We start from the raw sequence: 23,762 nt of genomic DNA on the forward strand, positions 1-23,762 counted from the left end.
GGTTTTTTAACCATCTCAGCGCTGCCAAAGAATTTGAGAAGCTTCCAAAGGCACAGCCATGCCATCAGAAAAGGGAACCACCCTAATGGTATAATGTTCAATGGGTCGGGAGGCAGGTACTTTGCCTTTGTATACCTGGTACCCATGATCTCCTACCTGCTCCTCCCTTTCCATTTTTGGTAATCCCTGGTGGCTCCCTTCCGAATAAATCTCTACCGAAACCCATTCGGGATGAATTTCCCCTAATAACAGTGAAACTTGAAATGAATGATATTTCCCTTCGGTTTCGGTCTTAATTTCTCCAAAACTGATTTCGGACCAATGCTCCCTCAAGTGTTTTTGCCTGTCAAAAATTTTCATCTCCAATCCTTCCTTATCGGCATTCCTTTCTTTGTACCTTTCAGCCGCAGGCAGATAATAATTTTCGGTATATTGTCTCACTGCCCTATTGGCTGAAAAAACTGGGGCGAGTTTAGACATACTATTTCTTATTCTCTCCAGCCATTTTAGGGGAAACCCGTTATCATTCCGCCCATAAAACTCGGGGATCACCTGATATTCCAACAGGTCATATAGTGCTTCTGCCTCTTGCACATCAGAAAGCTCTCCCTCAGCCATGCTTTCTTCATTTCCCAATGCCCATCCCAAGTCAGGGGAAAACGCCTCCGCCCACCAGCCGTCCCTGGTGGAAAGGTTCAGGCCACCGTTGACCAGGACTTTCATACCACTGGTTCCACATGCTTCCCAGGGGCGTTTGGGTGTATTGATCCAGACATCCACCCCGCTAACCAATTGCTCAGCAATGCCCATATCATAATCGCTAAGGAAAACTACCCGGTGATGCAGTCGGTTTTCATCTATGAATTGAATCCATTCTCGGATCAGGGCCTTACCCCTCTCGTCCCCTGGACCCGCTTTGCCGGCAAGCACCAACTGAAGGGGAAAGGATTCCTGATTGAGCAAGTGAATCAATCTTTCCTTATTCTTTAAAAGCAAATTGGGTCGCTTATAGGGTACAAATCGACGGGCAAAACCCAATGTTAAGGTCTGGGGATGAAACATATCATTTACATTCAGGTTTAAGTGATCTACTCTTCCTCCCAGCCTGGATTGCCTCGCAAAAATGCTTCTGATAAAATGGACCAGGTTTTCTCTGCAAACATTTCTGAGCCCCCATAACGCTTCATCTGTCAGTTGGCATACCTTGGATTCCATGCTCAACAGATCCCCTCTCCACCTGTCTTTTCCGCAAGCACTTGTCCACACTTTATCAGAGAATTCATTGTCCCAGGTGGGCATGTGAACGCCATTGGTGACATGCCCAATAGGTATCTCATCGATGGGCCAACGTGGAAACAGATCGCTAAACAATTGCCTGCTCACTTTCCCATGGAGTTGGCTTACCCCGTTTACAGCCCCGCTTCCACGTAAGGCCAGAAAAGCCATGTTAAAATATTCCTCCTGATTGGCAGGATCTCTCCTTCCCAAAGCCAACAATTCTTCCATGCTAATTCCAAGTGATTGCCTGGCAAAGGGTCCCAGCATATTTTCCATAAGCTGGGGGTGAAAATGATCAAATCCAGCAGGCACTGCTGTATGGGTAGTAAACACGTTTCCAGGTCGGGATATAAATAGGGCCTCCTGAAACGAACATCCTTTTTCCTTCATGATATCCTCTGCTCTTGCCAATACGGCAAATCCTGCATGCCCTTCATTTAGATGACAGACTTCCGGTTTTAAGTCCATAGCTGCAAGTAATTTCCAACCCCCTATGCCCAGGATAATTTCCTGCTTTATCCGCATTTCAGGCCCGCCTCCATAAATTTCATTGGTGATCCCCCTATGAACCGGCAAATTAGCGGGGTCATTGCTATCCAAAAGGTAAAGCTTTACCCTACCCGCCTGTACTTCCCAGGTGCGCAGCCAGATGGTAAAACTTCCCAATTGAACGGCTATCCTTAACCATTCCCCATTCGGTGTTCTCAAAGGAACAATGGATACTTGTCCCGGATCATTAAAAGTATAGATGGCTTGCTGGTTTCCTTGTTGATCAATCAACTGACGGAAATAACCCTGCTGATAGAATAAACCGATCCCGGTAACCGGAACTCCCAAATCACTTGCTGATTTAAGCTGATCCCCTGCAACATTTCCCAACCCTCCTACATAAATGGGCAGTGCTTCATTCAACATGAATTCCATGCTGAAATAGGCTACCTGGGTCAAAACTGATGAAGCGTGTTTTTCCTGATACCAGGCAGGGCTACTCGCTGCTTTCTCCCTTTGTTCCAGCAGTGCTCCCAATTTCTCCTTAAACTCCGGGTCCTTAAGCAGTTCCTCGACCTTATTTCTTGAGACCGTCTGTAGTACCAGCCATGGGTTCTGGGTTTGTTCCCATAGCTCAGGATCCAATTGTCTCCATAATTTATCGGCCGCATGATTCCAGGACCAACGCATGTCTAAAGCCAGCGTAGCCAGTTTACCTACCCCCTTTTTTTCAGAAGGCAAAATTCCATAAAGCTGTTGGGTTTGTATAGGTTTACTGTCCACGATCCTTAGATTTACTTATCAAACCAAATATTTTCCACCTCATCTATGCAAGTTAAATAAATATTATAAAATACTGATATATAAAAAGTTGAGCTTTCTTTTAGAAGAAAGCCCTGTGTTACTTTCTTCTCCTACAAAGACACCTTCTTTTCAACCCTATCTTCCTTATCCCTAATGTAGGTTGATCAATCATCCTGCCCGGCTTTTATTCCTGCTTTAATTTGGATTTGATTTCTTTTATTCTTTCCCTGATGGAGACCTCTGCCACATTTACCTCCTCAGAAACTGCCTTCAAAAAGGATTTTACTTCTCCTTTGTGATCCGTAGACCGACCCTCCTTTACATCGACATAGCGCATGGTCGTCCACATCAGGGTTTTCAACTCTTCCTTGTTGTCATCTGTCATATAATATTCCACCACCAAAGATTGGTGATCATGCCAAATTACCCTGCTCATGATGCGTACCCACTCCCCTACTTTTGCTGGTCTGATATAAGAAATGTTATGATTGTATACGACCCAGGCTGCATTGTATTTCCTGATAAAGTCGATCATCTCCACACCATAAAGCTTGGGAACCTGATCTTCTCTGGCATTGAAAAAATAATCAAAGTATTTGGCATTATTCAGGTGCTGCAAGGGATCACAATCCTGGAAGCGGATCACGACCCTGCTTTCCGTTTCTTTGGGGTAATGTTTCTCTTTATCAAATTCAAACATATCGTATAGGTTTCCTATTGTTGCTCCTACAAATATATATGATTTAAATCATTGTGCGGATTAGATTAAATTTCGCTAAATTAAAGTCCAAAAACTATATACCATGAAGATCCTTGTTCCTACTGATTTATCAGAAAATGCCGACAATGCCCTGGCCTTTGCAAAGGCTTATGCCATTCAGCAAGATGCCAGCATCACCTTGTTGTATGCCTATTATGCCGTATATGATTTTGCTGCCCAGGCCACAGAAATCATCCAAGCCATTGAGAGTGATGCCAAAACGGCGATGAAAAAAGCTATAAAGCAATTTGGAGAAGGCATTCAGATGGATTACAAAATCATTCAGGGCACGGTATCCACTGCCGTTTTCGCTACCGTTGCCAATGGAGATTATGACCTGGTCATCATGGGCACTCAGGGAGCCAGCGGTATCAAAAAAAAACTAATAGGGTCCAATACGGCCACCGTAATCAAAGAGAGTGAAGTTCCTGTCATAGCAGTGCCTTTTGGTGCTTCCTTTGATGCTGTCTCAGAGATTGAAGTGGCACTGGAATTGGAAAATGAAAATGAAGGTATGTTTAAAAAATTAATTTCATTGACCGAAACATGGAATTTACCTTATCGTGTCCTCCATGTGATTACCAAACCGGATTTTAATAAAAAAATACTTTTCAAAGGCATAGAATCCTATGTCAATGAAAATTTTCCTGACAGTGAATTCAGCTTTGAAAAGTTGGAGGAAGCAGATGCGGGCAAAGGCCTGGACCAATTCCTCAAAACCAAACCCAATTGCATGCTGGTTATGTTTTCCAAAGACCGGGGTTTTTTTGATGTAATCTTCAGGTCAAGTCATAGCATAGAAATGGCATACCATACCCATGTACCCCTTTTGGTCATCAAATAAAAAAGCATGAAAGCAGTAGTTATTACTGAACCTGGCGATCCCGAAGTATTACAATTAAAAGAAAGAAATAAGCCGGTACCTGGAAAAAATGAGGTCCTGATAAAAGTACGGGCTGCCGGGGTAAACCGGCCTGACCTGGCCCAACGACTGGGACAATATCCGGCTCCGGAAGGTGTGCCTGCAGACATTCCCGGTCTGGAAGTTTCCGGGATTGTGGAACAATTGGGAGAAACTGTCAAAACCTGGGAAATAGGTGATCAGGTATGCGCACTGATTGCCGGAGCTGGATACGCAGAATATGTAGTAGCCCCAGCCAGCCAGTGTTTAACCATCCCTGAAGGCATTAGCCTGGAAGAGGCTGCTTCCCTCCCCGAAACCTTTTTTACCATTTGGAACAATGTCTTTGACAAAGGAAAGTTTCGGGCTGGCGACAAGGTACTGGTTCATGGGGGCAGCAGCGGTATAGGGGTAGCTGCCATACAGATGATTCATGCCCTGGGAGGCAGGGTATTCACCACCGCCGGGACCGATGAAAAATGCCGGGCATGCAAGACATTGGGAGCCGAAATGGCGATCAATTACCGGCAGGAAGATTTTGAAGAAAAAATTAAAAACCACTTAAACGGTGCAGCTATTGATATTATCCTGGACATGGTCGGTGGAGATTATACTTTAAAAAACATCAGGTTACTGGCCAAAAAAGGCAGGCTCATTATGATTAATGCCATGCAAAACAAAATTGGAGAAGTGGACCTGATACGCATGATGAAAAATGAACTGGTACTGACCGGATCTACCTTAAGGCCACAATCTGTAGCCTACAAGGGACTTATTGCTACCCAGTTGATGGCCCAAATCTGGCCACTTTTCCCGGACAAAATTAAGCCCTTTGTTCATACGGCATTTCCATTGGCAGAAGCCCATCGGGCGCACCGATTGATGGAAAGCTCCAGGCATATAGGGAAAATTTTGTTATTGGTATAAATTGCTGACCCTATCAGGTTAAACCGTTAAAGTACTAAATGATGAGATATTCGATGTTATTGATCACTTTCCTGGCAGTGAGCCTTTCCTGCGGCCCTAAGACCGTGTATGACCTAAGTGATACTGCCACCGTATTTGAAAATGTACATGTGATTGATGTGCGTACGGGTGATATAGCCAAATGCCATGTGGTCGTTGATGGACTGGTCATCGATCAGGTGATCCCTGCAGGAAGCCCTGCTGACTGGGGGCAGGCAACAGTCATTGATGCTGCCAACCAATACCTTTTACCCGGCCTTGCAGAAATGCATGCTCATATTCCCGCCCTGGAATGGAATGAGCCCCTGGTTGAAGAAACCTTATTCCTGTATCTTTCAAACGGTATCACCACCATCAGGGGGATGTTGGGCAATCCGGTCCACCTGCCACTAAGGGAAAAAGCAGCCAGTCAGGAAATCATTTCTCCACGCATATTTACCTCAAGCCCTTCACTAAACGGCACTACCGTACCAACTCCTGAGGAGGCCCGTGAAAAAGTAAAAGCTTACGCGCAAGCTGGTTATGATTTTTTAAAACTTCACCCGGGCATCCGCAAACATGTATTTGACACCCTGGTGAAAACTGCACAGGAAGTGGGGATTCCCTATGCAGGACATGTGTCCAATTTGGTAGGGATCCGGCATGCTTTGGCCAACGGCTACCAGACAGTGGACCATGTGGATGGCTTTCTGGAAGGGCTGGTTCCGGAAGATGCCGGGGTAAACCCAACAGAAAATGGCTTTTTCGGATTCAATTTTACCGGACTGGCGGATAGGGATAAAATTCCTGAATTGGTAGACTTGAGTAGAAAAAACAAGGTTTGGGTGGTGCCTACCCAGGCACTTTTCGACCGCTGGTTTTCTCCTATTCCTGCGGCAGAATTGGTCAGCCAGCCTGAAATGCGGTACATGTCCCCTGAAACCCGAAATAATTGGGTGGCAAGCAAAAATAACCTGACTGAAGGAGATTCCTATGAGAAGGAAAAGTGGCAACAATTCCAGGAAATCAGGTACCAACTGATACAATCCTTACACAAAGATGGGCAAGGGCTGCTCCTGGGATCTGATGCGCCCCAGGTTTTCAATGTGCCCGGATTTTCTATTCATCATGAATTACAGGGCATGCTGGATGCGGGCCTGAGCCCCCTTGAAGCCATTCAAATCGGAACCATCAATCCAGCAGCATTCTTCGGAGGAAATTTCGGGGAAATCAAAAAAGGAATGGAGGCAGATTTGATTTTGGTAAATGACAATCCCCTGGATGACCTGGAAAACCTGAGAAATCCTATCGGGGTGATGGCCAGGGGACAGTGGATAGACCAGCAGACCATCCAAAATAGACTTGCCGCAATTGCTGAACAATATGAATAACCCGGGGGATGGTACTTTTAAAAAAATATGGTTTATTTACATTTTAGGAATGGATACCAGATAAATTAATAAAACTAGCACATGAGACCTTATATTTTGGCCGAAACCAACTGGAAAGCCCTTAAAGATGAAAAGATTGAGTTGGCGGTTTTGCCATGGGCAGCCACGGAGGCCCATAATTACCACCTTCCCTACGGTACCGATATTTACGAAGCAGATGCCATTGGGGCAGCCTCCGGAAAAATTGCCTGGGAAAAGGGGGCCAAAGTAATGATTTTACCCACCATTCCATTTGGCGTCAATACAGGCCAATCCGATATTTACCTGGACATGAACCTCAACCCCAGCACCCAGCTGGCCATCATCAAAGACCTGACAAGCGTTTTACATCGGCAGGGAATTCCAAAATTGCTGATCCTGAACAGTCATGGTGGAAATGATTTCAAAACCATCCTCAGGGAGATTGGTCTGCAATTTCCAGACATGTTTTTCAGCACCTGCAACTGGTTCCAGGCCCTGGACAAAACAAACTATTTTGATCACATGGGAGACCATGCCGATGAAATGGAAACCAGCCTGATCATGTACCTGCATTCTCACCTGGTGGGACCCCTGGCAGAAACCGGAGAGGGTGCAGAAAAAAAGTCAAAGGTCAAAGCCTTAAGGGAAGGCTGGGCCTGGGCTGAGAGAAAATGGTCCATGGTCACAGCAGATACAGGTATAGGCAATCCAAAAGCGTCCAGCGAGGCAAAAGGTGCCCGGTTTTTTAAGGATGTCACCGAGAAAGTGGCTCAATTGATGATCGATTTAGAAAAACTTGACATTACTGACCGCTACGAATAACCGCCAGCTTACTTATGAAATTACCTCCTGATAGTACTTTTCTATATGTCCTGGTCTTATTTTCAGGCCTGGCATTTTCAATCCCTTTAGCCAGTGCCCAGCAAATAGGTGTTCCCTATTCCAGACAAGACAGCCTGAGAGGTAGCATCACTCCCGAAAGAGAGTGGTGGGATTTGGTATTCTATCACCTGGATATCGAGGTGGATCCCAGAAAAAAAACCATTGAGGGAACCAATTCCGTGTACTATACCGTGCTCCAAGAAGGTCAGGTGCTTCAAATTGACCTGCAGGAGCCCATGGAAATAAGGGCTTTTCGGCAGGAAGGAGAGGAACTGACCTATACAAGGGAAGGAAATGCCTATTTTGTGAACCTTTCGTCTCCGCAAAAGCCGGGAAGCAGTCATAACCTGGAGATCTCCTATGGAGGCAGTCCCCGCATCAGCCCCAATCCACCCTGGAGTGGTGGATTGACCTGGGAGAAAGACGAAAAGGGAAAACCCTTTATTGCCAATTCAAATCAGGGAGACGGAGCCAGTCTCTGGTGGCCCTGCAAAGACCACATGTATGATGAGCCGGACAGCATGCTTATCAGCGTAAAGGTTCCCGATCCTTTAATAAATGTATCCAACGGCCGGCTGAGAAAAACGGAAAAGCACGACGATGGGAAAAGCACCTACCACTGGTTTGTGGCCAACCCCATTAGCAACTATGGTGTCAATATCAGTATTGCAGATTATTCGCATTTTTCTGAAGAATACCTGGGAGAAAATGGTCCACTGAGTCTGGATTATTACGTACTTAAAGAAAACCTAGACAGAGCCAGGGCTCAGTTTAAGGATGTACCCAGGCTGATGCGGGCTTTTGAATATTGGTTTGGACCCTATCCGTTCTACGAGGATGGATTCAAATTGATAGAAGTGCCCTATTTGGGCATGGAACATCAATCCGCAGTAACCTATGGCAACGGATACCAGCAGGGATATAAAGGGAAGGATTTTAGCGAAACCGGATGGGGTCTTACTTTTGACTATATCATTATACATGAAGCCGGTCACGAATGGTTTGCCAATAACATTACCTACCAGGATATTGCCGATATGTGGATTCATGAAAGTTTTACCACCTATTCTGAAAGCTTGTTTCTGGATTACCACTACGGAGTAAATGCCGGTAACGCTTACTTGCAAGGGGCAAGGCAGGTGATAAAAAATGACATTCCCATAATCGGTGATTATGGGGTCAATCAAAGAGGATCAGGAGACATGTATTTTAAAGGAGCCAATATCCTGCATACCCTGAGACAATGGATAGATGACGATAAAAAATGGCGGAAGATCCTGAGGGAAATGAATAAAACCTTTTATCACCAAACAGTAACAAGTAGTGAAATTGAAGCGTTTTTGGCAAAAAAAACCGGATTCCCCCTTCAATCATTTTTTGATCAGTACCTGAGAACCGCAGATGTCCCCTTATTTCAATTTTACTGGAAAGAAGGTCGGCTATATTATCGCTGGAGAGAGGTGGTGGAGGATTTTGCTATGCCTTTAAGAATCAAACAACAGGATAGGATCCATTGGTTGGAGCCTACTTCAGAATGGCAAAGTACCCCTGCCCTGATCGAAAAGGAAATGATAGAGGCGGATCCTAATTTTTACATTTTCACCCAGCAAATTCAACCGGTCACCGAATAAATAAAGTGAACATATCCATAAATTTTGATTAATTTTAAAGTTTAATTTTAAATAAAAGGACCATCAGAAATGGACAAAAACACCAAGATTGCCATTATTGGCTGTGGAAACCTCGGCTTATCCATTGTCAATGGACTTTTGTCGACATCAGGTTTTAACGGAAAGAACCTGACGGTAACCAAAAGGCATCCTGAAAGCCTGTTTTACCTGCAATCTCAGGGAGTAAATGTACTGGCAGACAATAAAGAAGCTGTAAAAGATGCTGACTTCGTTATTTTGGGGGTCAAACCTTATAACATCAAGCCTGTATTAGAGGAAATAAAACCATTTTTATATAAGAAAAAGCAGGTAATTGCTTCATTGGCTGCCGGAGTAACCCTGGAAGCAATAAAGAAGGAATTAGAGCCTGGTACCACTGTTTTCCGGGTAATGCCAAATATTGCAGCAGACATTAAAGAATCCATCACCTGCATTTGTGGGGAAGATTTTACTCCTGAATCTGAGGATGTGGTCAAGTCCATATTCAATAGTGTGGGCATATCCATCACCATAGAGGAACACCTGATGGAAGCCGCCACCGTTTTGGGTGCCTGCGGGACTGCCTTTGTGCTTCGGTTTATGCGGGCCATGACACAGGGAGGAATACAGATTGGTTTTGATGCGAAGACAGCCAACAAGATTGTCAACCAAACCGTAAAGGGAGCGGCTGAACTCATCATCCAAAAAGGGATTCACCCGGAAGCGGCCATTGATAAAGTTACGACTCCTAAGGGCTCCACGATTAAAGGGCTAAATGAAATGGAACACCATGGTTTTAGTTCTGCTATGGTAAGAGGTGTAGTCGCCTCCTATGAGGACATCAAAAAGTAGGACCATGACGAGAATTATCCCCTGGCTAATGGGTATAGCCATTTTACTGGTAATAGTATATATGCTGGGCCCCAGAGAAAGCACAGAAGATCTCACTGGCACTTATCCTGAGGTTCCTGAAGATCTGATCGAGCTGGACGCCTTTGTCAAGGCAAAAGAGGATACTGTCGAAGGATTGAAAGCCAATAATCAGGCTCAAATCATTTGGGCAGACAGCACCGAAAAGAAAAAAACTCCATTCAGTATATTATATGTGCATGGGTTTGGGGCCAGCCAAATGGAAGGGGATCCTGTCCACAGGAAAATTGCAGAACACTTTGGAGCCAATCTTTTTTTAAGCCGGTTGCCAGAACATGGGATCGACAGACCCAATGCTTTTGAGTACCTGGATGCTTCAAAACTGGTGCAAGGGGCCAGAGAAGCCTACATGATCAGCAAGCAACTCGGAGAGCAGGTCATCGTGATCGGCACCTCTATGGGAGGTGCCTTATCATTGATACTTGCTGAAGAAAGACCTGAAATACATGCCCTGCTTTTATATTCCCCTTGTATTGCCATATATGGAGACAAACTGGACCCCCTTTTTCAGCCTTGGATGAAACAATTAATGGAGATTACCATGACTGAAAATGGGATCATGTTGGTTCCTCGGGAGCAGGAGGAAGGAAAATACTGGGCCAATCGGCTACATATCAATGCCTACACAAGCCTGGGTATTCTGGTGAAAAGCAAAATGAATTCAGAAACCTTTAAAAAGGTGGAGCAACCCCTATTTATGGGGTATTATTACAAAGATGAAGAAAATCAGGACAGGGTAGTATCCGTACCTGCCATGCTCGAAATGTATGAGCAAATCAATACTCCTGCTTCCCTGAAAAGAAAAACAAGTTTCCCGGAGGCAGCTGATCACGTCATCAGCTCCAGCATAAAAACCGATACCTGGGAAGAGGTGTTGGAGGAGTCTATCGATTTCCTGGAAGAGGTAGTGCAGGTCCCTGTACCCGAAATGATGGAAGCCTTATAGGTATTCAAAATGGAAAAATAAAGCCACACATTTGAGATGGTGGCTTTATTTCGTTTAAAATCCATTAATTGCCCCTGCAATCAAGCTTATGGCCAATAAAATCAGAAACAAATAAAAGATTATTTTTGCAATAGAAGCCAATCCGGAAGCAAGCCCGGAAAAACCCAAAACAGCAGCAATCAATGCCACAACTAAAAACACAATTACCCAAGTTAACATCGTTTTTTTGGTTTGGTTAATGAAAATTTCACCATATAATTTACAACAAATAAGCCACTTTTCAAACTAACGCCATTAATGTATATACAAATGATATTTTTTCAGGTATAAATTAAGTCAGTCAGCATTTAATCAATCAATACTCCTATTTCAGCAAAACTAGCCGGTTGATCATCCAGTTTATCCAGGGCTTTCAATTGGATATACCTGGCCTCAATTGTAGAAAAATTTACCCGTTGTTCGATTGGACTGTTGGCAATGTTACCAAATTCTCCCGTACTTACTTCCTCCCACTGGTCTCCATCCTTACTTACCAGGAAGGAATAGGATCGGATCAAACCTGATAAATACCTGTTTTGCATGGGGAAATAGGTAAAGCCATTCAGGGTATAGGTAGCTCCCAGGTCAATGGTAACTTTATCTTTCTTGCTGAAATAATTGGTATTGGCGTTATCATCTATCAAATGATTGGCATCCTCCTCCGGATCCATTACTTTCCAGTTTTTCTTTGCAAGCTGCAGCTCCACTTCTACAGGTTCACTGAATGCTTCCACTTTAGGGTCTCTGGAAATGGCACGGAGGGTTGCAGGCTCCAAAACTTCAAATTTTCCGGAATACAATATGCCCTGCCTGGCTGGATCAGCGCCATCCAATGTATAATACATCTCCAATCCTTCTTCTGAGGACTGCAGACTTACCATACCGGATTTTTCCCTACTGATTTGGGGAGGAAGTAATAAACTGGGTGCCTGGTATAAAGCCAGGTGACTGATCGTAGGGCTACCCTTTGCCTCATGAATAGTGAGCCTGATGCGTGTAGCCCTGGTATCGGGCAACCTTAAAATTCTTTTGAATCCAATGGTGGTACCTGACGCAATTTTCTCCCAGGAATCACTGCCCTGCTGCACTTCCAGGTCAAATGATTTCACTCTTTGACCCAAGGCTATATTTTCCTGAACCAGAAATCTGTTAAAAGCCACGGGGTCACCAAAATCGATCGTAATGGATGCATTGCTTTTTCCTTCTTCGGCAGCCCAGTATCGGTCCAAACGCTCATCCAATATTTGCATAACCTCAAATCCCTTTCCCCTGCTTGAACTTGCCGACAGGTTATCCTCCTCTATTGATATAGGGCTTTCAAAATCTGCTTTCACTTTATCGACCAGTTTCATGAGTTGATCGATGTCATTTTCATGAATTTTGCCCCGCTTATCAATCGGAAAATTCAATAATAAGGAACTGTTTCTTCCGATACTGTTGTAATAAATATCCAAAAGTTGGGGTAAGGATTTGACTTTGTGGTCTTCGTATTCGTGGTAATACCAGCCGGGCCTGATAGAAACATCCGCTTCAGCAGGCACCCAATGGGTTCCATTTTCCTGTCCGGAGGCATATTTTTCCGCATATTCCGGCATCCCCCCGTATATCGAATCCCGCATCAGGTTAGACCAGGTAGTTTCATAGGCATATCCATGCTCATTTCCCACCCATCTGACATCCGGCCCTGCATCACCGAAAATAACGGCATTGGGTTGAAGTTCTCTAATAATGGCATAAGTGTTTTGCCAATCATAATAGGTCTTTTTGTCCACCCTTCTCTCTTCATTGGCCCCGCCATAGTAACCTGTTCCCCCATTCGCCCCGTCAAACCAAACTTCAAAGATTTCTCCATAGTTTGTCAGCAGCTCCCTCAATTGCTGCCTGAATACCTCAATGTACTCCGGCTTTCCATAGTCCGGGTGGTTTCTGTCCCAGGGCGAAAGATAAACACCAAATTTAAGTCCTTCCTTACGGAATGCTTCCGCCACCTCTTTGATGATATCTCCCTTTCCTTCTTTCCAGCTGGCATTTTTTACCGAATGTTCAGTAGTACTTGTTGGCCACAAGCAAAAACCATCATGGTGTTTGGCCGTGATAATGATTCCCTTCATTCCTGCAGCTTTACAGACCCTTGCCCACTGAGCAGGATCAAAATCTGTAGGGTTAAATAAGGCAGGGTCTTCATTTCCCATCCCCCACTCCCTATTGGTGAATGTATTCATGTTGAAATGTGCAAATGCATAAAACTCCAGCTGCTGCCAATCAAGTTGCCGGGCATGGGGAACAGGGTCCACCGGTTCAGGAGGAGAATCCTGAGGTGCAGCACAGGAAACCAAAAGACTGAAAATAAATGCGAGGAAGTAGTCCTTATTCGCTTTCATTATTTTTTTGAAATTGAGAGGGAAGTTTTCCATAGTTGGCTTTAAAGTGTTTAGAAAAATATTTAGCATTGTTGTATCCTACCATATAGGCGACCTCTGAAATGGTATACTGATTCATTGCCAGTAGCTGTGCTGCTCTCTGTAAGCGAATGGACCGAATAAATTCCAGCGGACTTTGCCCGGTAAGCGAATTGATTTTTTTATACAGATGTACCCTGCTCATACCTAAAGATCTGCTAAGTATTTCAACAGAAAAATCAGGGTTTTCAATTTCCTTTTCTACCAAAGCTACCGCCTTCTGGATCAGTTTGTCGTCCAAAGACTCTAATTCAGCATCACTGGTCTGTACGGATATGATTTTTCGGTAATGCTTCTGCAGCCGAGACCTCTCCTCCAACAGGTTTTTGAGCGAAGAAAGTAGTATTTCCAGGCTAAAAGGCTTTTCCAGGTAAAGATTGCAGCCTGATTCCAGCCCCAACAGCCGGTCTTCTTCTGCAGTCTTGGCAGTAAGCAAAACCACCGGAACGTGTGAAGTCTTGATATTTGCCTTGATGGCCAAACACAGGGCAATACCGTCCATTTCCGGCATTAAAATATCTGACAAAATCAAATCCGGAATATTCCCTAAAGCTTTTTCCAATGCTTCTTTTCCGTTCGCCGCCTGCTCCACAACATAGGATTCCTTTAGGATCTCCGACAAATAATGCCTTAAATCAGGGTTATCTTCTACGAGCAGCAAACCTGGCTTTCCCTCCCTTCCTGGAGAAAGATCTGATGTAATCAATTCTTCTTTTCCGGTTTCAAGAAAAAACTCTTCCCAGGCAAGGTAACCCTCCCTTAAAGACAGGGGAATAGAAAGCGTAAACAGGGTTCCTTGCCCAACTTCGCTTTCCACTTCTATTGTTCCACCATGGAGTTTGGTAAACTCCTGAACCAAAGCCAATCCTATACCTGTACCCTGGTTGCCCTCGGTATTCAGGGTAAAATACCTGTCAAAGATCCGATCCAAAATTTTCGCGGAAATTCCAATCCCTGAGTCCTGAATATGGATCAGCAATATACCATGGCTCAGGCTCTGCTGTCGAAACTCTAATCCCACATGAACCTCTCCGCCCTCCGGGGTAAACTTAAAGGCATTGGAAAGCAGGTTATAAATGATCTTGCCCATCTTGTCAGGATCGAAAGAGGTCGGTACACTTTGGACATTGGAGGCAAATGTGAGTGATATCTGCTTGTGTATAGATAAACTTTGAAAGGCGCGAACATGCTCTTCTACAAAAGCCACGATATCTCCCTCCGAAATCTCTAGCTGCAAGGTGTTTTTTTCAATGTTCCTGACTTCCAATAATTGATTGACCATGAGCAGGAGTTTTTTGGCATTTTTTTGAATGGTCTTGAAATGAAAGGACTCCGGGTTTTCAGGCCTGTCCATGATCATTTTCTCAATAGGCGCCAAAATCAATGTTAGCGGGGTTTTGAATTCATGACTTACATTGGCAAAAAACCGGCTTTTCATTTCATCCATTTCTGCCAGTCTTTTGTTTTCTCTCAACTCCTCCTGGCGCTTGAGCCTTTGACGCTCCCTAAAAACAAACCATCTCCAGGCCAGCACAAAAACAGTTAAAACAATCACTGCATAAATACCATAAGCCAAAGGGGTGAGCCAGAAAGGAGATAAGATTTCAATCGATAAGCTTGCAGTCTCTGTTCCCCAGACCCCATCAGGATTCGATGCTTTTACCATCAAAGTATACGTTCCTGGGTCCAGGTTGGTAAAGGAGACTTTAAATGGCGGTTTTGTTAATTTGACCCAATCTTTATTAAAACCCTCCAGGCGGTATAAGAACCTACTCTTCTCCGGGTTCAGGTAATTCAGTGATGAAAATGAAACAGAAAAAATGTTTTCGTGATGCTTCAATTGAACGGACCTTTTTTTATTCAAAGAGGAGGAAAGTAGGGCTCTCCCGTTTACTTGTTGGTTTACAGCTATGGCTTGGTTAAACAAATGAAAAGCTGTAAACACTATCTCAGGTTCCTTTTCCACAAATGGAAAACTGGCAGGATCAAAATAATTTATACCATCCGACCCTCCAAAAAAAACCTTGCCTGTACGGGATAAAAAAGCAGCATTCTTATTAAAATAATTTCCCTGCAAACCATCACCCCTATTGAAAAACCGGAATTCAAGAGACATATCTTTACTGCTCCGATCCACTTTTGCATGGGTAAGGCCTTCCTGGGAACTCAACCAAAAATCCCCTGATTGGTCCGCAATCAGGCTTACCAAAAAATGATTTTCAAGCCCATTGGACTGATCAAACCCATGAAAGATGTCCGATTCTTCATCGTAATAATACAAGCCCTTTCCTGTACTTATCCACATGATTCCATGTCGATCCCGGATAATCTCCGAAACAGTATTACTACCTAATCCTGATTGATCCGTTTCAGTACCAGGATAATATTGCTGATATCCCTTATCCGGATGAAACACATCGATTCCCCGGCTGCCTCCTACCCAAATATTCCCGGCGCTGTCCTCATTTATTCCTGTGATATAGAGGTTATTTAGAGGAATCCCCTCTCCTTCGGAGGTAAACTGGGTAAAAACATCCTTTTCCCTGTCAAAAAGAAACAACCCTTCCCTTAAGGTACCTATCCATAACCTGTTTTTGCTGTCTTCAAAAATCTTCCATACGTTGTTATCTTTTAAGGATCCCAATTGACCTGGCGAAGCGGTATAATGGGTGAACAAATTCTCATCAAAGGAATAAAGACCATTTTGATACGTTCCTATCCATAGTTTGCCTGAACTGTCTGTATATAAATCCACCACTACCAAATCCTGTGAAGGGATATCACCCGATAAGGCTGCCCAGTTTTTCAAGTCCAGACATTTGCCCTCGGAATAATCATATTTCCATAAACCACCTCCATTTGATCCGATAATGATCTCCCCGTGAGAAATTTCTTCAATGGCATTGACATCATTCTTTGGAGCAGGGTTGTCCAGGTCCATTTCCCTCCTTACTAATCCGAATCGGCTAAAATAAGGATGGTGTACATCTATGCCTCGCTTGTGTGTGCCTACCCATACAATGCCACTATCATCCTTGTACAAAGCATAGACTGCATTATGGGATAATGATTGTTCATTTTCAGGTTGATTAACCAGATACCTGACCTCCTTTTCTTGCTTGTCTATAATATTGATTCCACCATGATCCGTTCCCAACCAAACCTGATTCCTGGAATTAATCATAATGGACTTGACCAGGGCATTGTTTAGCCTAAGCGGTGAGGATTTTTCATGGATGTGCTGAATGTCATAATCTTCCCCACTGATATGAAAAACTCCCCAGGCATAATCCGGACAAAATGCCCAGGCATCACCCGATTGATCGATCTGAAGTTCAAAATAATAATCCAATTTTTCATCGGCATCAACTGGCAACTGAACTTTCCTGATAACTTTATGGCTTTCTCCAGACAGGATGTCTATCCAGCCATTGGTATACATCACCCATACATTGCCTTTCTGATCCTCTTGTATATCTGAAACGGCATTTTGGCTCAAAGTTCCTTCTACCGTAGGCTTATGAAAAAGATAGCTTGACACTTTCCGCTGAGAATCATAATAGGTCAATCCTTCATACGGGTGCAAAAACCAAAAATTTCCCTTTGAATCCTCAAATACTTTACTGATTTCAACACTCCTCAACTGATATTCGAGGGCTATTTTCTCCATGTCACTTTCGAAAATGCCCCGATCCTTAAGATAGATATTGAAGATCCTGTCAAAATCCCTCAGCCATAGGTTTCCTTCCGGACCCTTAAAAATCTTGTAGATGGAACTGCTGTTGATGGTGGTTGAATCTCCATCATCTCCATAATACACAAGGAGATTGGATCCATCATAGCGGTTTAGACCATTATTGGTCCCAAACCAAAGGTACCCATCTTCGTCCTGAAAAATGGCCTGAACATTTCCACTGGAAAGGTTTTGGCTGGTTTCCAGTTTCCTGAATGTGATTTCAGAATCATTCTGTCCCTTGACTTCTGACAGCAAAGTCAGACTCACTATTAATAAAATAAAAGTAATGGCTCTACCCATAATTCTTTTCCCACGGATAACTGATGACTATCCAAAGCTAAAAAATTAGATGGAATAATAAATTTCATCTTCAAACTGAAACCAATATTTTGGAAAAACCGCAAAAAAATATTGCCTACCTGCTGATCAACTCTTCAAAATCATCTCTGATATAAATGACATTTCTACCGAGTTCAATCCATTTTTTATTTTCCAATTGCTTCAATAACCTTGAAATGACTTCCCTGGAAGTACCAAGCTCTGTGGCAATTTCCTGGTGGGTAATTTGCAATTCATTGGCTTTGGCCTGTTTCATTTTAGTAACAATATACCTCATCAACCTCTCGTCCATGCGTTTGAATGCTACGGCATCCAGCGTTTCCAACATTTCCTGAAATCTTGATTGATAGGTACTAGCTACATAGTCTTTCCATTGTTTGAATTCATCCGACCACTGTTCATGCTTGAGGACGGGAATAGCCAAAAGCGTGGTTTTTTCTTCTGCCACAGCTTTTATTTCACTGGGCTTTGAGGCAGAGCAACAAGTCAGGGATAGCGCACAGGTCTCTCCGGGTTCCAGGTAATATAAAAACAATTCTTTCCCTTCCTCATCCATGCGAAGCACCTTGATACTTCCTTCAAGGATGACGGGTACCATTTTAATGAATTGGCCGGGTTCCATAATGGATTTTCCCTTTTCAATTTCAATGATTTTCCCATCTCTTGCCATCGCATCAAGTAAGCGTATGTCGGTAATGAAAGGTAAATGGATTTTCAAATCCTCTTTATTGATCATAATGAATTATTTTTTTGGAGAAATGTTGTCCAAAGCCAAGGTGTTTTTATGATGAAACTCATAAACCAAAATAAAAAACAAAAGGTGAATCATCTGGGAAGGTAAGGAGCTCCAGTTTTCGATCATAGAAGTACCCAACATTAGAATAAGCATTAGGATTCCTCCCATAATGCCTGCCAATCGGGTTTTCCAGCCCAAAAGGAGCATTAATCCCAAAAGAAATTCCAGGAAAGGTAAAACAAAACCGAATGGTAAGACCATAAGGTCTGGAATAAATGATTCACTGAAATTATCGACCATTCCGGCACTGAAGGTATTTAATTTTGGAAGCCTGACCAATCCATGCCCAAACATGCTGATTCCTATTCCCCAGCGTATAAAAACAAATGACAGTGGTTTCATAAATTTCAATATTGGGATAAAATTAAACTTTACCTGCTTGCCTAACAAGTGTTATTCAACCAATATGCTTACAATTTATTCATTTTTTACTTTTTGGATATTTTCAAAACCCGAAATTGTAACATTTTATAATCGAACAAGCATTAGGGATATGGCCTCCTGTCCAGTTTTCCAAGGGACATTCCTCAATTAGCTTATTGTAACTTAATGCATCCGGATTAAAAATTATATTAACCAAAAAAACCCAGACAAAAGGCCTGGGTTTTAAATAATAAGGGAAACTGTATTATAGAAATCTAGTACCTGTAATATTCAGGTTTATAAGGTCCTTCCGGTTTTACACCAATATATGAAGCCTGATCCTCAGACAATTCATCCAGTTCCACACCGAGCTTTTTGAGATGCAGGGCAGCGACTTTTTCATCAAGATGTTTGGGTAACATGTATACACCTGCTTCGTATTGATCTGTATTGTTCCAAAGCTCCATCTGCGCCAGGGTTTGATTGGTGAAAGAGTTAGACATTACGAATGAAGGATGGCCTGTGGCACAACCCAAATTCACCAACCTGCCCTCGGCCAAAACAATGATATCCTTACCATCAACATGGTAAAGGTCTACCTGAGGCTTTATTTCATCTTTTGTGTTCCCAAAAGTCCCATTGAGCCAGGCCATGTCTATTTCGTTGTCGAAATGGCCAATATTACATACAATGGCCTTGTCTTTCATGGACCTGAAATGTGCTTCTCCGATGATGTCTTTGTTACCGGTGGCGGTGACGATGATGTCTGCATCTTTTACCGCATCTGCCATTTTCTTTACTTCAAAACCATCCATTGCTGCTTGCAGCGCACATATGGGGTCTATTTCTGAAATGATTACCCTTGCGCCTGCTCCCCTCAAAGAAGCCGCAGATCCTTTTCCAACATCACCGTATCCAGCGACTGCAGCCACTTTACCGGCCATCATGATATCTGTGGCTCTTCTGATGGCATCAACGAGGGACTCCTTGCAACCATATTTGTTGTCAAACTTTGATTTGGTAACCGAATCATTGACGTTGATGGCGGGTATTGGCAAGGTGCCGTTTTTCATGCGCTCATACAAGCGGTGTACTCCTGTAGTGGTTTCTTCTGAAAGCCCTTTGATTCCAGCCACCAACTCAGGGTATTTATCCAAAACCATGTTGGTGAGGTCTCCACCATCATCCAATATCATGTTTAATGGTTTTCTTTCTTCACCAAAAAACAAGGTTTGCTCTATGCACCAGTCAAATTCTTCAGCATTGAGCCCTTTCCAGGCATATACACTGATACCGGCTTCAGCAACAGCAGCAGCAGCATGGTCCTGGGTTGAAAAGATGTTACATGAGGACCAGGTAACCTCTGCGCCCAGGGCTACCAGGGTTTCGATAAGTACAGCCGTTTGAATGGTCATGTGCAAACACCCGGCGATTCTGGCTCCTTTAAGGGGTTGTGCTGCGCCATATTCTTCACGTAAAGACATGAGTCCTGGCATTTCACTTTCCGCTAACCTGATTTCTTTTCTACCGTAAGCAGCCAGCGAAATGTCTTTCACTTTGTATGCAGTGTATTTTTGTGATTTAATTGTTGACATCGTATATGGTTATAATTAAAATTTTGAACAAATTTAAGGATTCGTTGACAGAATAGAAAATCTGGCCCATTAAATGAATTTGATCTGCTTCAGGTCATAACTTTGAATTTTCCCATTTTGTTTCATCATTTGGAGATGACCAGACGGGCCTATTCCCAGAATTTTTCCGGTAAATATTTCTCCATCATCATAAGTTGCCCATTCAGCAAAGCGGTATAAATTATCCAGATAGGTTTCTTTTATAGTGTCTTGCGCCCCATTTTTAAGCTTAAGGTATTCCTCTTCAATGAAAAACAACAATTCACCCAAAAGCCTTTCCAGGTTGAAGGTTTTTCCGGTAAGGTTTGCCAGAGACCTGGCATTTCTGATGGGAAACTCCAGCTGGTTGACATTTATGCCTATTCCTACTACTGAAGTATCGAACAAATGTCCGGATATGGTGTTTTCTATCAACATGCCACCCAATTTGTTCCCATTCAAATCGAGGAAATCATTGGGCCATTTGATTTGGATGCTTGAAGCCAGGTTTTGCAAAGCAGACAGAACACCATTGGCAATGGCCATATTAAAAATGAATTGCTGACTTACGGGAAGAAAATAAGGTTGAAAGACGATGGAAAAAGTGAGGTTCATTCCTGCTGCCGCAATCCATGTATTACTCCTTTGTCCTTTGCCCCGGGTTTGAACATCTGACACTACTACCATTCCTTCCCTGAACTTTCCAGACTTGATCATGGAAATGGCGACATCGTTGGTGGAATGACACTCTGTCAGGTTTACCAAATCTTTTCCCAAAAAAGTGGTATTGGCAAGGATTTTATGCATTTAATATTAGTTATTTTATCCTATAATCAGGATATTTAAAAACCAAAGTGAATTTACGGATAAATTGGCATTTAAATTAAAATCACCAGAAAAAATTATATGACGGCAGAGGAGCTGAGCAATGTTATAGTGAAAGGAATGGAAGATAAAAAAGCTTCCGACATTGTGGTAATGGATTTAAGAGATATCAACAGTACGATGACTGATTTTTTTGTGATTTGTTCAGGTACGTCAGATACACAAATAGAAGGCATATCCAATGCTGTGGAAGAAGAAGTTTACAAATCCAATAAGGAAAAACCCTGGAAAAGTGAAGGAAAAAACAACCGGCAGTGGGTGTTAATGGATTATGTTAATGTAGTGGTTCACATTTTCTTAAAGGAAAAAAGGGAGTTTTACCAGTTAGAAGATCTCTGGGGTGATGCTAAAGTAACCAAAATAAACAATCAGTAAATCCGATGGATTTAAACTTTCATTTTTTAATTTCGTTCTACAAAAAGTTTACAGAGATAAAAAAATCAAGATGAGTGATAAAAATAAATCAAAAAAATTTGTTCCAAAACCACCCCAAAAGCCAAATCTTCAGCTTTGGTTAATCATTACTGCAGTCATTGTTTTGATAGGGGTAACCTGGTTTAATCAAAATTCGGCTACGGTAGAGATTACCATGAAGCGATTTGAAGACATGGTTTTGAGCAGCGATGTGAAAAAGGTTACCGTGATTTACAACCAAAACTATGTTGAAGTCACACTGAGGGAGGAGGCTTTGGAAAACCAAAGGTACAGGGATGAATTGGAAGCCCAAAACCGCTTTTACAATCCTACAGGCCCGCATTATAAAATCAATATCGCATCAGTAGATAATTTCATAGAAAATTATACACGTCTTGAAGAACAATTACCGGAAGGGGAAAGGATTGGCTATTCTGCCAAGGAAGAAGAAAGCTGGGGAAATTGGATATCGAGTTTCGGCTTTCTGATATTGATTTTCTTTCTATTCTGGATGATGATGAGGAGAATGTCTGGCCCAAGTGGGCCGGGAGGACAAATTTTCAATGTTGGCAAATCCAAGGCCCAGCTATTTGATGCTGAAAACAAAGTTAAAATTACTTTTGACAATGTGGCAGGCCTGGACGAAGCAAAGGAAGAAGTGGAAGAAATTGTAGAGTTTCTGAAAACGCCATCTAAATTCACCAAATTAGGAGGTAAAATTCCAAAAGGAGCCTTGTTAATAGGCCCTCCAGGTACTGGAAAAACCTTATTGGCCAAAGCAGTTGCAGGAGAAGCCGGTGTGCCTTTTTTCACACTCTCCGGATCTGACTTTGTGGAAATGTTTGTCGGAGTAGGTGCTGCAAGGGTCAGGGACCTTTTCAAACAAGCGAAAGAAAAAGCCCCTTGTATCATTTTTATTGATGAAATAGATGCCATTGGACGATCAAGAGGAAAAGGCCAAATGCCAGGATCCAACGATGAGCGGGAAAATACACTCAACTCGCTGCTGGTTGAAATGGATGGATTTGGTACCGATTCTGGTGTCATCGTCCTTGCGGCGACAAACCGCCCGGATGTTTTGGATAGTGCTTTACTCAGGGCAGGAAGATTCGACCGTCAGATCAGCATAGATAAGCCAGATATTGTGGGCAGAGAAGCCATATTCAAAGTACACCTGGAACCGATTAAGACTTCTGATGATGTAGAACCGAAAAAACTTGCGGCCCAGACGCCTGGCTTTGCAGGTGCTGAAATCGCTAATGTTTGTAATGAAGCAGCGCTAATCGCTGCCAGGAGAAATAAAGAAGCAGTGGACATGCAAGACTTCCAGGACGCTGTAGACCGGGTGATTGGAGGACTAGAGAAGAAAAATAAAATCATTTCTCCCGAGGAAAAGCAAATCGTTGCCTACCATGAAGCTGGACATGCCGTGGCCGGATGGTTTTTAGAACATGCGGACCCTTTGGTAAAAGTGAGTATCGTTCCCAGAGGGATTGCGGCCCTGGGTTATGCCCAATACCTGCCGAAGGAACAATTTCTTTACCAAACAGAGCAGCTTATCGATGAAATGTGCATGGCCCTCGGTGGTAGAGCCGCAGAGGAAATCATTTTTGGGAAAATATCTACTGGTGCCCTGAGTGACCTGGAGCGGATTACCAAAATGGCCTATTCCATGGTTTCCATTTACGGTATGAATGAAAAAATCGGAAATGTGTCTTTTTATGACAGCAAGGGAAGTGAATATAAATTAGATAAACCTTATTCCGAAAACACCGCCCAAACCATTGATGAGGAAGTTCGTAAATTAATTGAATTTGCTTATGCTAAAACCATTGCCTTGTTAAAGGAACGGAGAACTGAATTGGAGAAAATCGCCAATGAATTGTTGGAGAAAGAAATTTTGTTTCAATCTGATCTTGAAAATCTCATTGGCAAAAGGCCATTTGATAAGGAGACTACCTATGAAAAATTTACCCGGGTGGTAGATGAAAAGAATCCGAATGCTGAGGGAAATTCGACCGTAAAAAAGGAAGAAACAAAAAATTCAGAAGAGGCAAAGGAAAATGTGATTGAAAATAAAGACTGATTTTATGGCACTTTCTCATTAATCGATATATTTAAA

18 protein-coding genes are annotated in these 23,762 nt (G+C 43.0%); 9 read left to right on the top strand and 9 right to left on the bottom strand.

What is annotated here, in order from left to right; all coding sequences use genetic code 11:
• Positions 1 to 15: 15 nt before the first annotated feature.
• Positions 16 to 2,550: an alpha-glucan family phosphorylase gene (gene glgP / locus GL182_RS07430; protein WP_163379003.1), complete on the bottom strand. Its 2,535-nt coding sequence runs from the start codon at positions 2,548 to 2,550 to the stop codon at positions 16 to 18.
• Positions 2,551 to 2,755: 205 nt separating this feature from the next.
• Complete coding sequence (locus GL182_RS07435; protein WP_163379004.1) at positions 2,756 to 3,271, bottom strand: acyl-CoA thioesterase; 516 nt, start codon at positions 3,269 to 3,271, stop codon at positions 2,756 to 2,758.
• A gap of 103 nt (positions 3,272 to 3,374) precedes the next feature.
• Between GL182_RS07435 and GL182_RS07440 the strand changes: the two genes are divergently transcribed.
• From GL182_RS07440 to GL182_RS07470, 7 genes are all read left to right on the top strand, one after another.
• Positions 3,375 to 4,175, top strand: a complete 801-nt coding sequence (locus GL182_RS07440) for a universal stress protein (RefSeq protein ID WP_163379005.1) — start codon at positions 3,375 to 3,377, stop codon at positions 4,173 to 4,175.
• A 6-nt stretch (positions 4,176 to 4,181) separates the two neighbouring features.
• Positions 4,182 to 5,159, top strand: a complete 978-nt coding sequence (locus GL182_RS07445; RefSeq protein WP_163379006.1) for an NAD(P)H-quinone oxidoreductase — start codon at positions 4,182 to 4,184, stop codon at positions 5,157 to 5,159.
• A gap of 38 nt (positions 5,160 to 5,197) precedes the next feature.
• Positions 5,198 to 6,568, top strand: a complete 1,371-nt coding sequence (locus GL182_RS07450; protein WP_240469727.1) for an amidohydrolase family protein — start codon at positions 5,198 to 5,200, stop codon at positions 6,566 to 6,568.
• A gap of 81 nt (positions 6,569 to 6,649) precedes the next feature.
• Positions 6,650 to 7,411, top strand: a complete 762-nt coding sequence (locus GL182_RS07455; protein WP_163379007.1) for a creatininase family protein — start codon at positions 6,650 to 6,652, stop codon at positions 7,409 to 7,411.
• A gap of 14 nt (positions 7,412 to 7,425) precedes the next feature.
• Positions 7,426 to 9,102 carry a M1 family metallopeptidase gene (locus GL182_RS07460; RefSeq protein WP_163379008.1) on the top strand — a complete coding sequence of 559 codons (1,677 nt, stop codon included), beginning with the start codon at positions 7,426 to 7,428 and terminating at the stop codon, positions 9,100 to 9,102.
• 69 nt (positions 9,103 to 9,171) lie between these two features.
• Complete coding sequence (gene proC / locus GL182_RS07465) at positions 9,172 to 9,972, top strand: pyrroline-5-carboxylate reductase (RefSeq protein WP_163379009.1); 801 nt, start codon at positions 9,172 to 9,174, stop codon at positions 9,970 to 9,972.
• Positions 9,973 to 9,976: 4 nt separating this feature from the next.
• Positions 9,977 to 10,996: an alpha/beta hydrolase gene (locus tag GL182_RS07470; RefSeq protein ID WP_163379010.1), complete on the top strand. Its 1,020-nt coding sequence runs from the start codon at positions 9,977 to 9,979 to the stop codon at positions 10,994 to 10,996.
• Between the two features lie 54 nt (positions 10,997 to 11,050).
• Here GL182_RS07470 and GL182_RS07475 read toward each other — a convergent pair whose 3' ends face one another.
• The 7 genes from GL182_RS07475 to GL182_RS07505 all read right to left on the bottom strand — a co-directional run bounded on the left by GL182_RS07475 (position 11,051) and on the right by GL182_RS07505 (position 21,148).
• Entirely contained in the window at positions 11,051 to 11,215 is a 165-nt protein-coding gene (locus GL182_RS07475; RefSeq protein WP_163379011.1) for a DUF1328 domain-containing protein, read from the bottom strand.
• 128 nt (positions 11,216 to 11,343) lie between these two features.
• Positions 11,344 to 13,416, bottom strand: a complete 2,073-nt coding sequence (locus tag GL182_RS07480; protein ID WP_163379012.1) for an alpha-L-fucosidase — start codon at positions 13,414 to 13,416, stop codon at positions 11,344 to 11,346.
• On the bottom strand, positions 13,403 to 17,497 hold the full coding sequence (locus GL182_RS07485; RefSeq protein WP_205603600.1) for a hybrid sensor histidine kinase/response regulator transcription factor: 4,095 nt from the start codon (positions 17,495 to 17,497) through the stop codon (positions 13,403 to 13,405). The genes GL182_RS07480 and GL182_RS07485 overlap by 14 nt, the downstream gene beginning before the upstream one ends.
• A 148-nt stretch (positions 17,498 to 17,645) precedes the next feature.
• Positions 17,646 to 18,302 (bottom strand): Crp/Fnr family transcriptional regulator, encoded by a 657-nt coding sequence (locus GL182_RS07490; RefSeq protein WP_163379151.1) that lies wholly within the window; start codon positions 18,300 to 18,302, stop codon positions 17,646 to 17,648.
• 9 nt (positions 18,303 to 18,311) lie between these two features.
• The gene (locus tag GL182_RS07495) at positions 18,312 to 18,707 is read right to left on the bottom strand and encodes a MauE/DoxX family redox-associated membrane protein (RefSeq protein ID WP_163379014.1); all 396 of its coding nucleotides are present in this window, start codon (positions 18,705 to 18,707) and stop codon (positions 18,312 to 18,314) included.
• Between the two features lie 296 nt (positions 18,708 to 19,003).
• Positions 19,004 to 20,323: an adenosylhomocysteinase gene (ahcY, locus tag GL182_RS07500; protein WP_163379015.1), complete on the bottom strand. Its 1,320-nt coding sequence runs from the start codon at positions 20,321 to 20,323 to the stop codon at positions 19,004 to 19,006.
• 69 nt (positions 20,324 to 20,392) lie between these two features.
• Positions 20,393 to 21,148, bottom strand: coding sequence for a biotin--[acetyl-CoA-carboxylase] ligase (locus tag GL182_RS07505; protein WP_163379016.1), 756 nt, complete (start codon positions 21,146 to 21,148; stop codon positions 20,393 to 20,395).
• Positions 21,149 to 21,247: 99 nt separating this feature from the next.
• Between GL182_RS07505 and rsfS the strand changes: the two genes are divergently transcribed.
• Positions 21,248 to 21,601 (top strand): ribosome silencing factor, encoded by a 354-nt coding sequence (gene rsfS, locus GL182_RS07510; RefSeq protein ID WP_163379017.1) that lies wholly within the window; start codon positions 21,248 to 21,250, stop codon positions 21,599 to 21,601.
• Between the two features lie 70 nt (positions 21,602 to 21,671).
• Positions 21,672 to 23,726, top strand: a complete 2,055-nt coding sequence (ftsH, locus tag GL182_RS07515; RefSeq protein ID WP_163379018.1) for an ATP-dependent zinc metalloprotease FtsH — start codon at positions 21,672 to 21,674, stop codon at positions 23,724 to 23,726.
• Positions 23,727 to 23,762 lie beyond the last annotated feature (36 nt).

This window comes from Cyclobacterium sp. SYSU L10401, assembly GCF_010993705.1.
Lineage (GTDB): Bacteria > Bacteroidota > Bacteroidia > Cytophagales > Cyclobacteriaceae > Cyclobacterium.

Excerpts from the sequence above, each read along its gene's own strand:
- GL182_RS07435 (WP_163379004.1), bottom strand. The coding sequence starts at position 3,271 with ATGTTTGAATTTGATAAAGAGAAACATTACCCCAAAGAAACGGAAAGC.
- GL182_RS07440 (WP_163379005.1), top strand. The coding sequence starts at position 3,375 with ATGAAGATCCTTGTTCCTACTGATTTATCAGAAAATGCCGACAATGCC.
- GL182_RS07445 (WP_163379006.1), top strand. The coding sequence starts at position 4,182 with ATGAAAGCAGTAGTTATTACTGAACCTGGCGATCCCGAAGTATTACAA.
- GL182_RS07450 (WP_240469727.1), top strand. The coding sequence starts at position 5,198 with ATGATGAGATATTCGATGTTATTGATCACTTTCCTGGCAGTGAGCCTT.
- GL182_RS07455 (WP_163379007.1), top strand. The coding sequence starts at position 6,650 with ATGAGACCTTATATTTTGGCCGAAACCAACTGGAAAGCCCTTAAAGAT.
- GL182_RS07460 (WP_163379008.1), top strand. The coding sequence starts at position 7,426 with ATGAAATTACCTCCTGATAGTACTTTTCTATATGTCCTGGTCTTATTT.
- proC (WP_163379009.1), top strand. The coding sequence starts at position 9,172 with ATGGACAAAAACACCAAGATTGCCATTATTGGCTGTGGAAACCTCGGC.
- GL182_RS07470 (WP_163379010.1), top strand. The coding sequence starts at position 9,977 with ATGACGAGAATTATCCCCTGGCTAATGGGTATAGCCATTTTACTGGTA.
- GL182_RS07475 (WP_163379011.1), bottom strand. The coding sequence starts at position 11,215 with ATGTTAACTTGGGTAATTGTGTTTTTAGTTGTGGCATTGATTGCTGCT.
- GL182_RS07480 (WP_163379012.1), bottom strand. The coding sequence starts at position 13,416 with ATGAAAGCGAATAAGGACTACTTCCTCGCATTTATTTTCAGTCTTTTG.
- GL182_RS07495 (WP_163379014.1), bottom strand. The coding sequence starts at position 18,707 with ATGAAACCACTGTCATTTGTTTTTATACGCTGGGGAATAGGAATCAGC.
- ahcY (WP_163379015.1), bottom strand. The coding sequence starts at position 20,323 with ATGTCAACAATTAAATCACAAAAATACACTGCATACAAAGTGAAAGAC.
- GL182_RS07505 (WP_163379016.1), bottom strand. The coding sequence starts at position 21,148 with ATGCATAAAATCCTTGCCAATACCACTTTTTTGGGAAAAGATTTGGTA.
- rsfS (WP_163379017.1), top strand. The coding sequence starts at position 21,248 with ATGACGGCAGAGGAGCTGAGCAATGTTATAGTGAAAGGAATGGAAGAT.
- ftsH (WP_163379018.1), top strand. The coding sequence starts at position 21,672 with ATGAGTGATAAAAATAAATCAAAAAAATTTGTTCCAAAACCACCCCAA.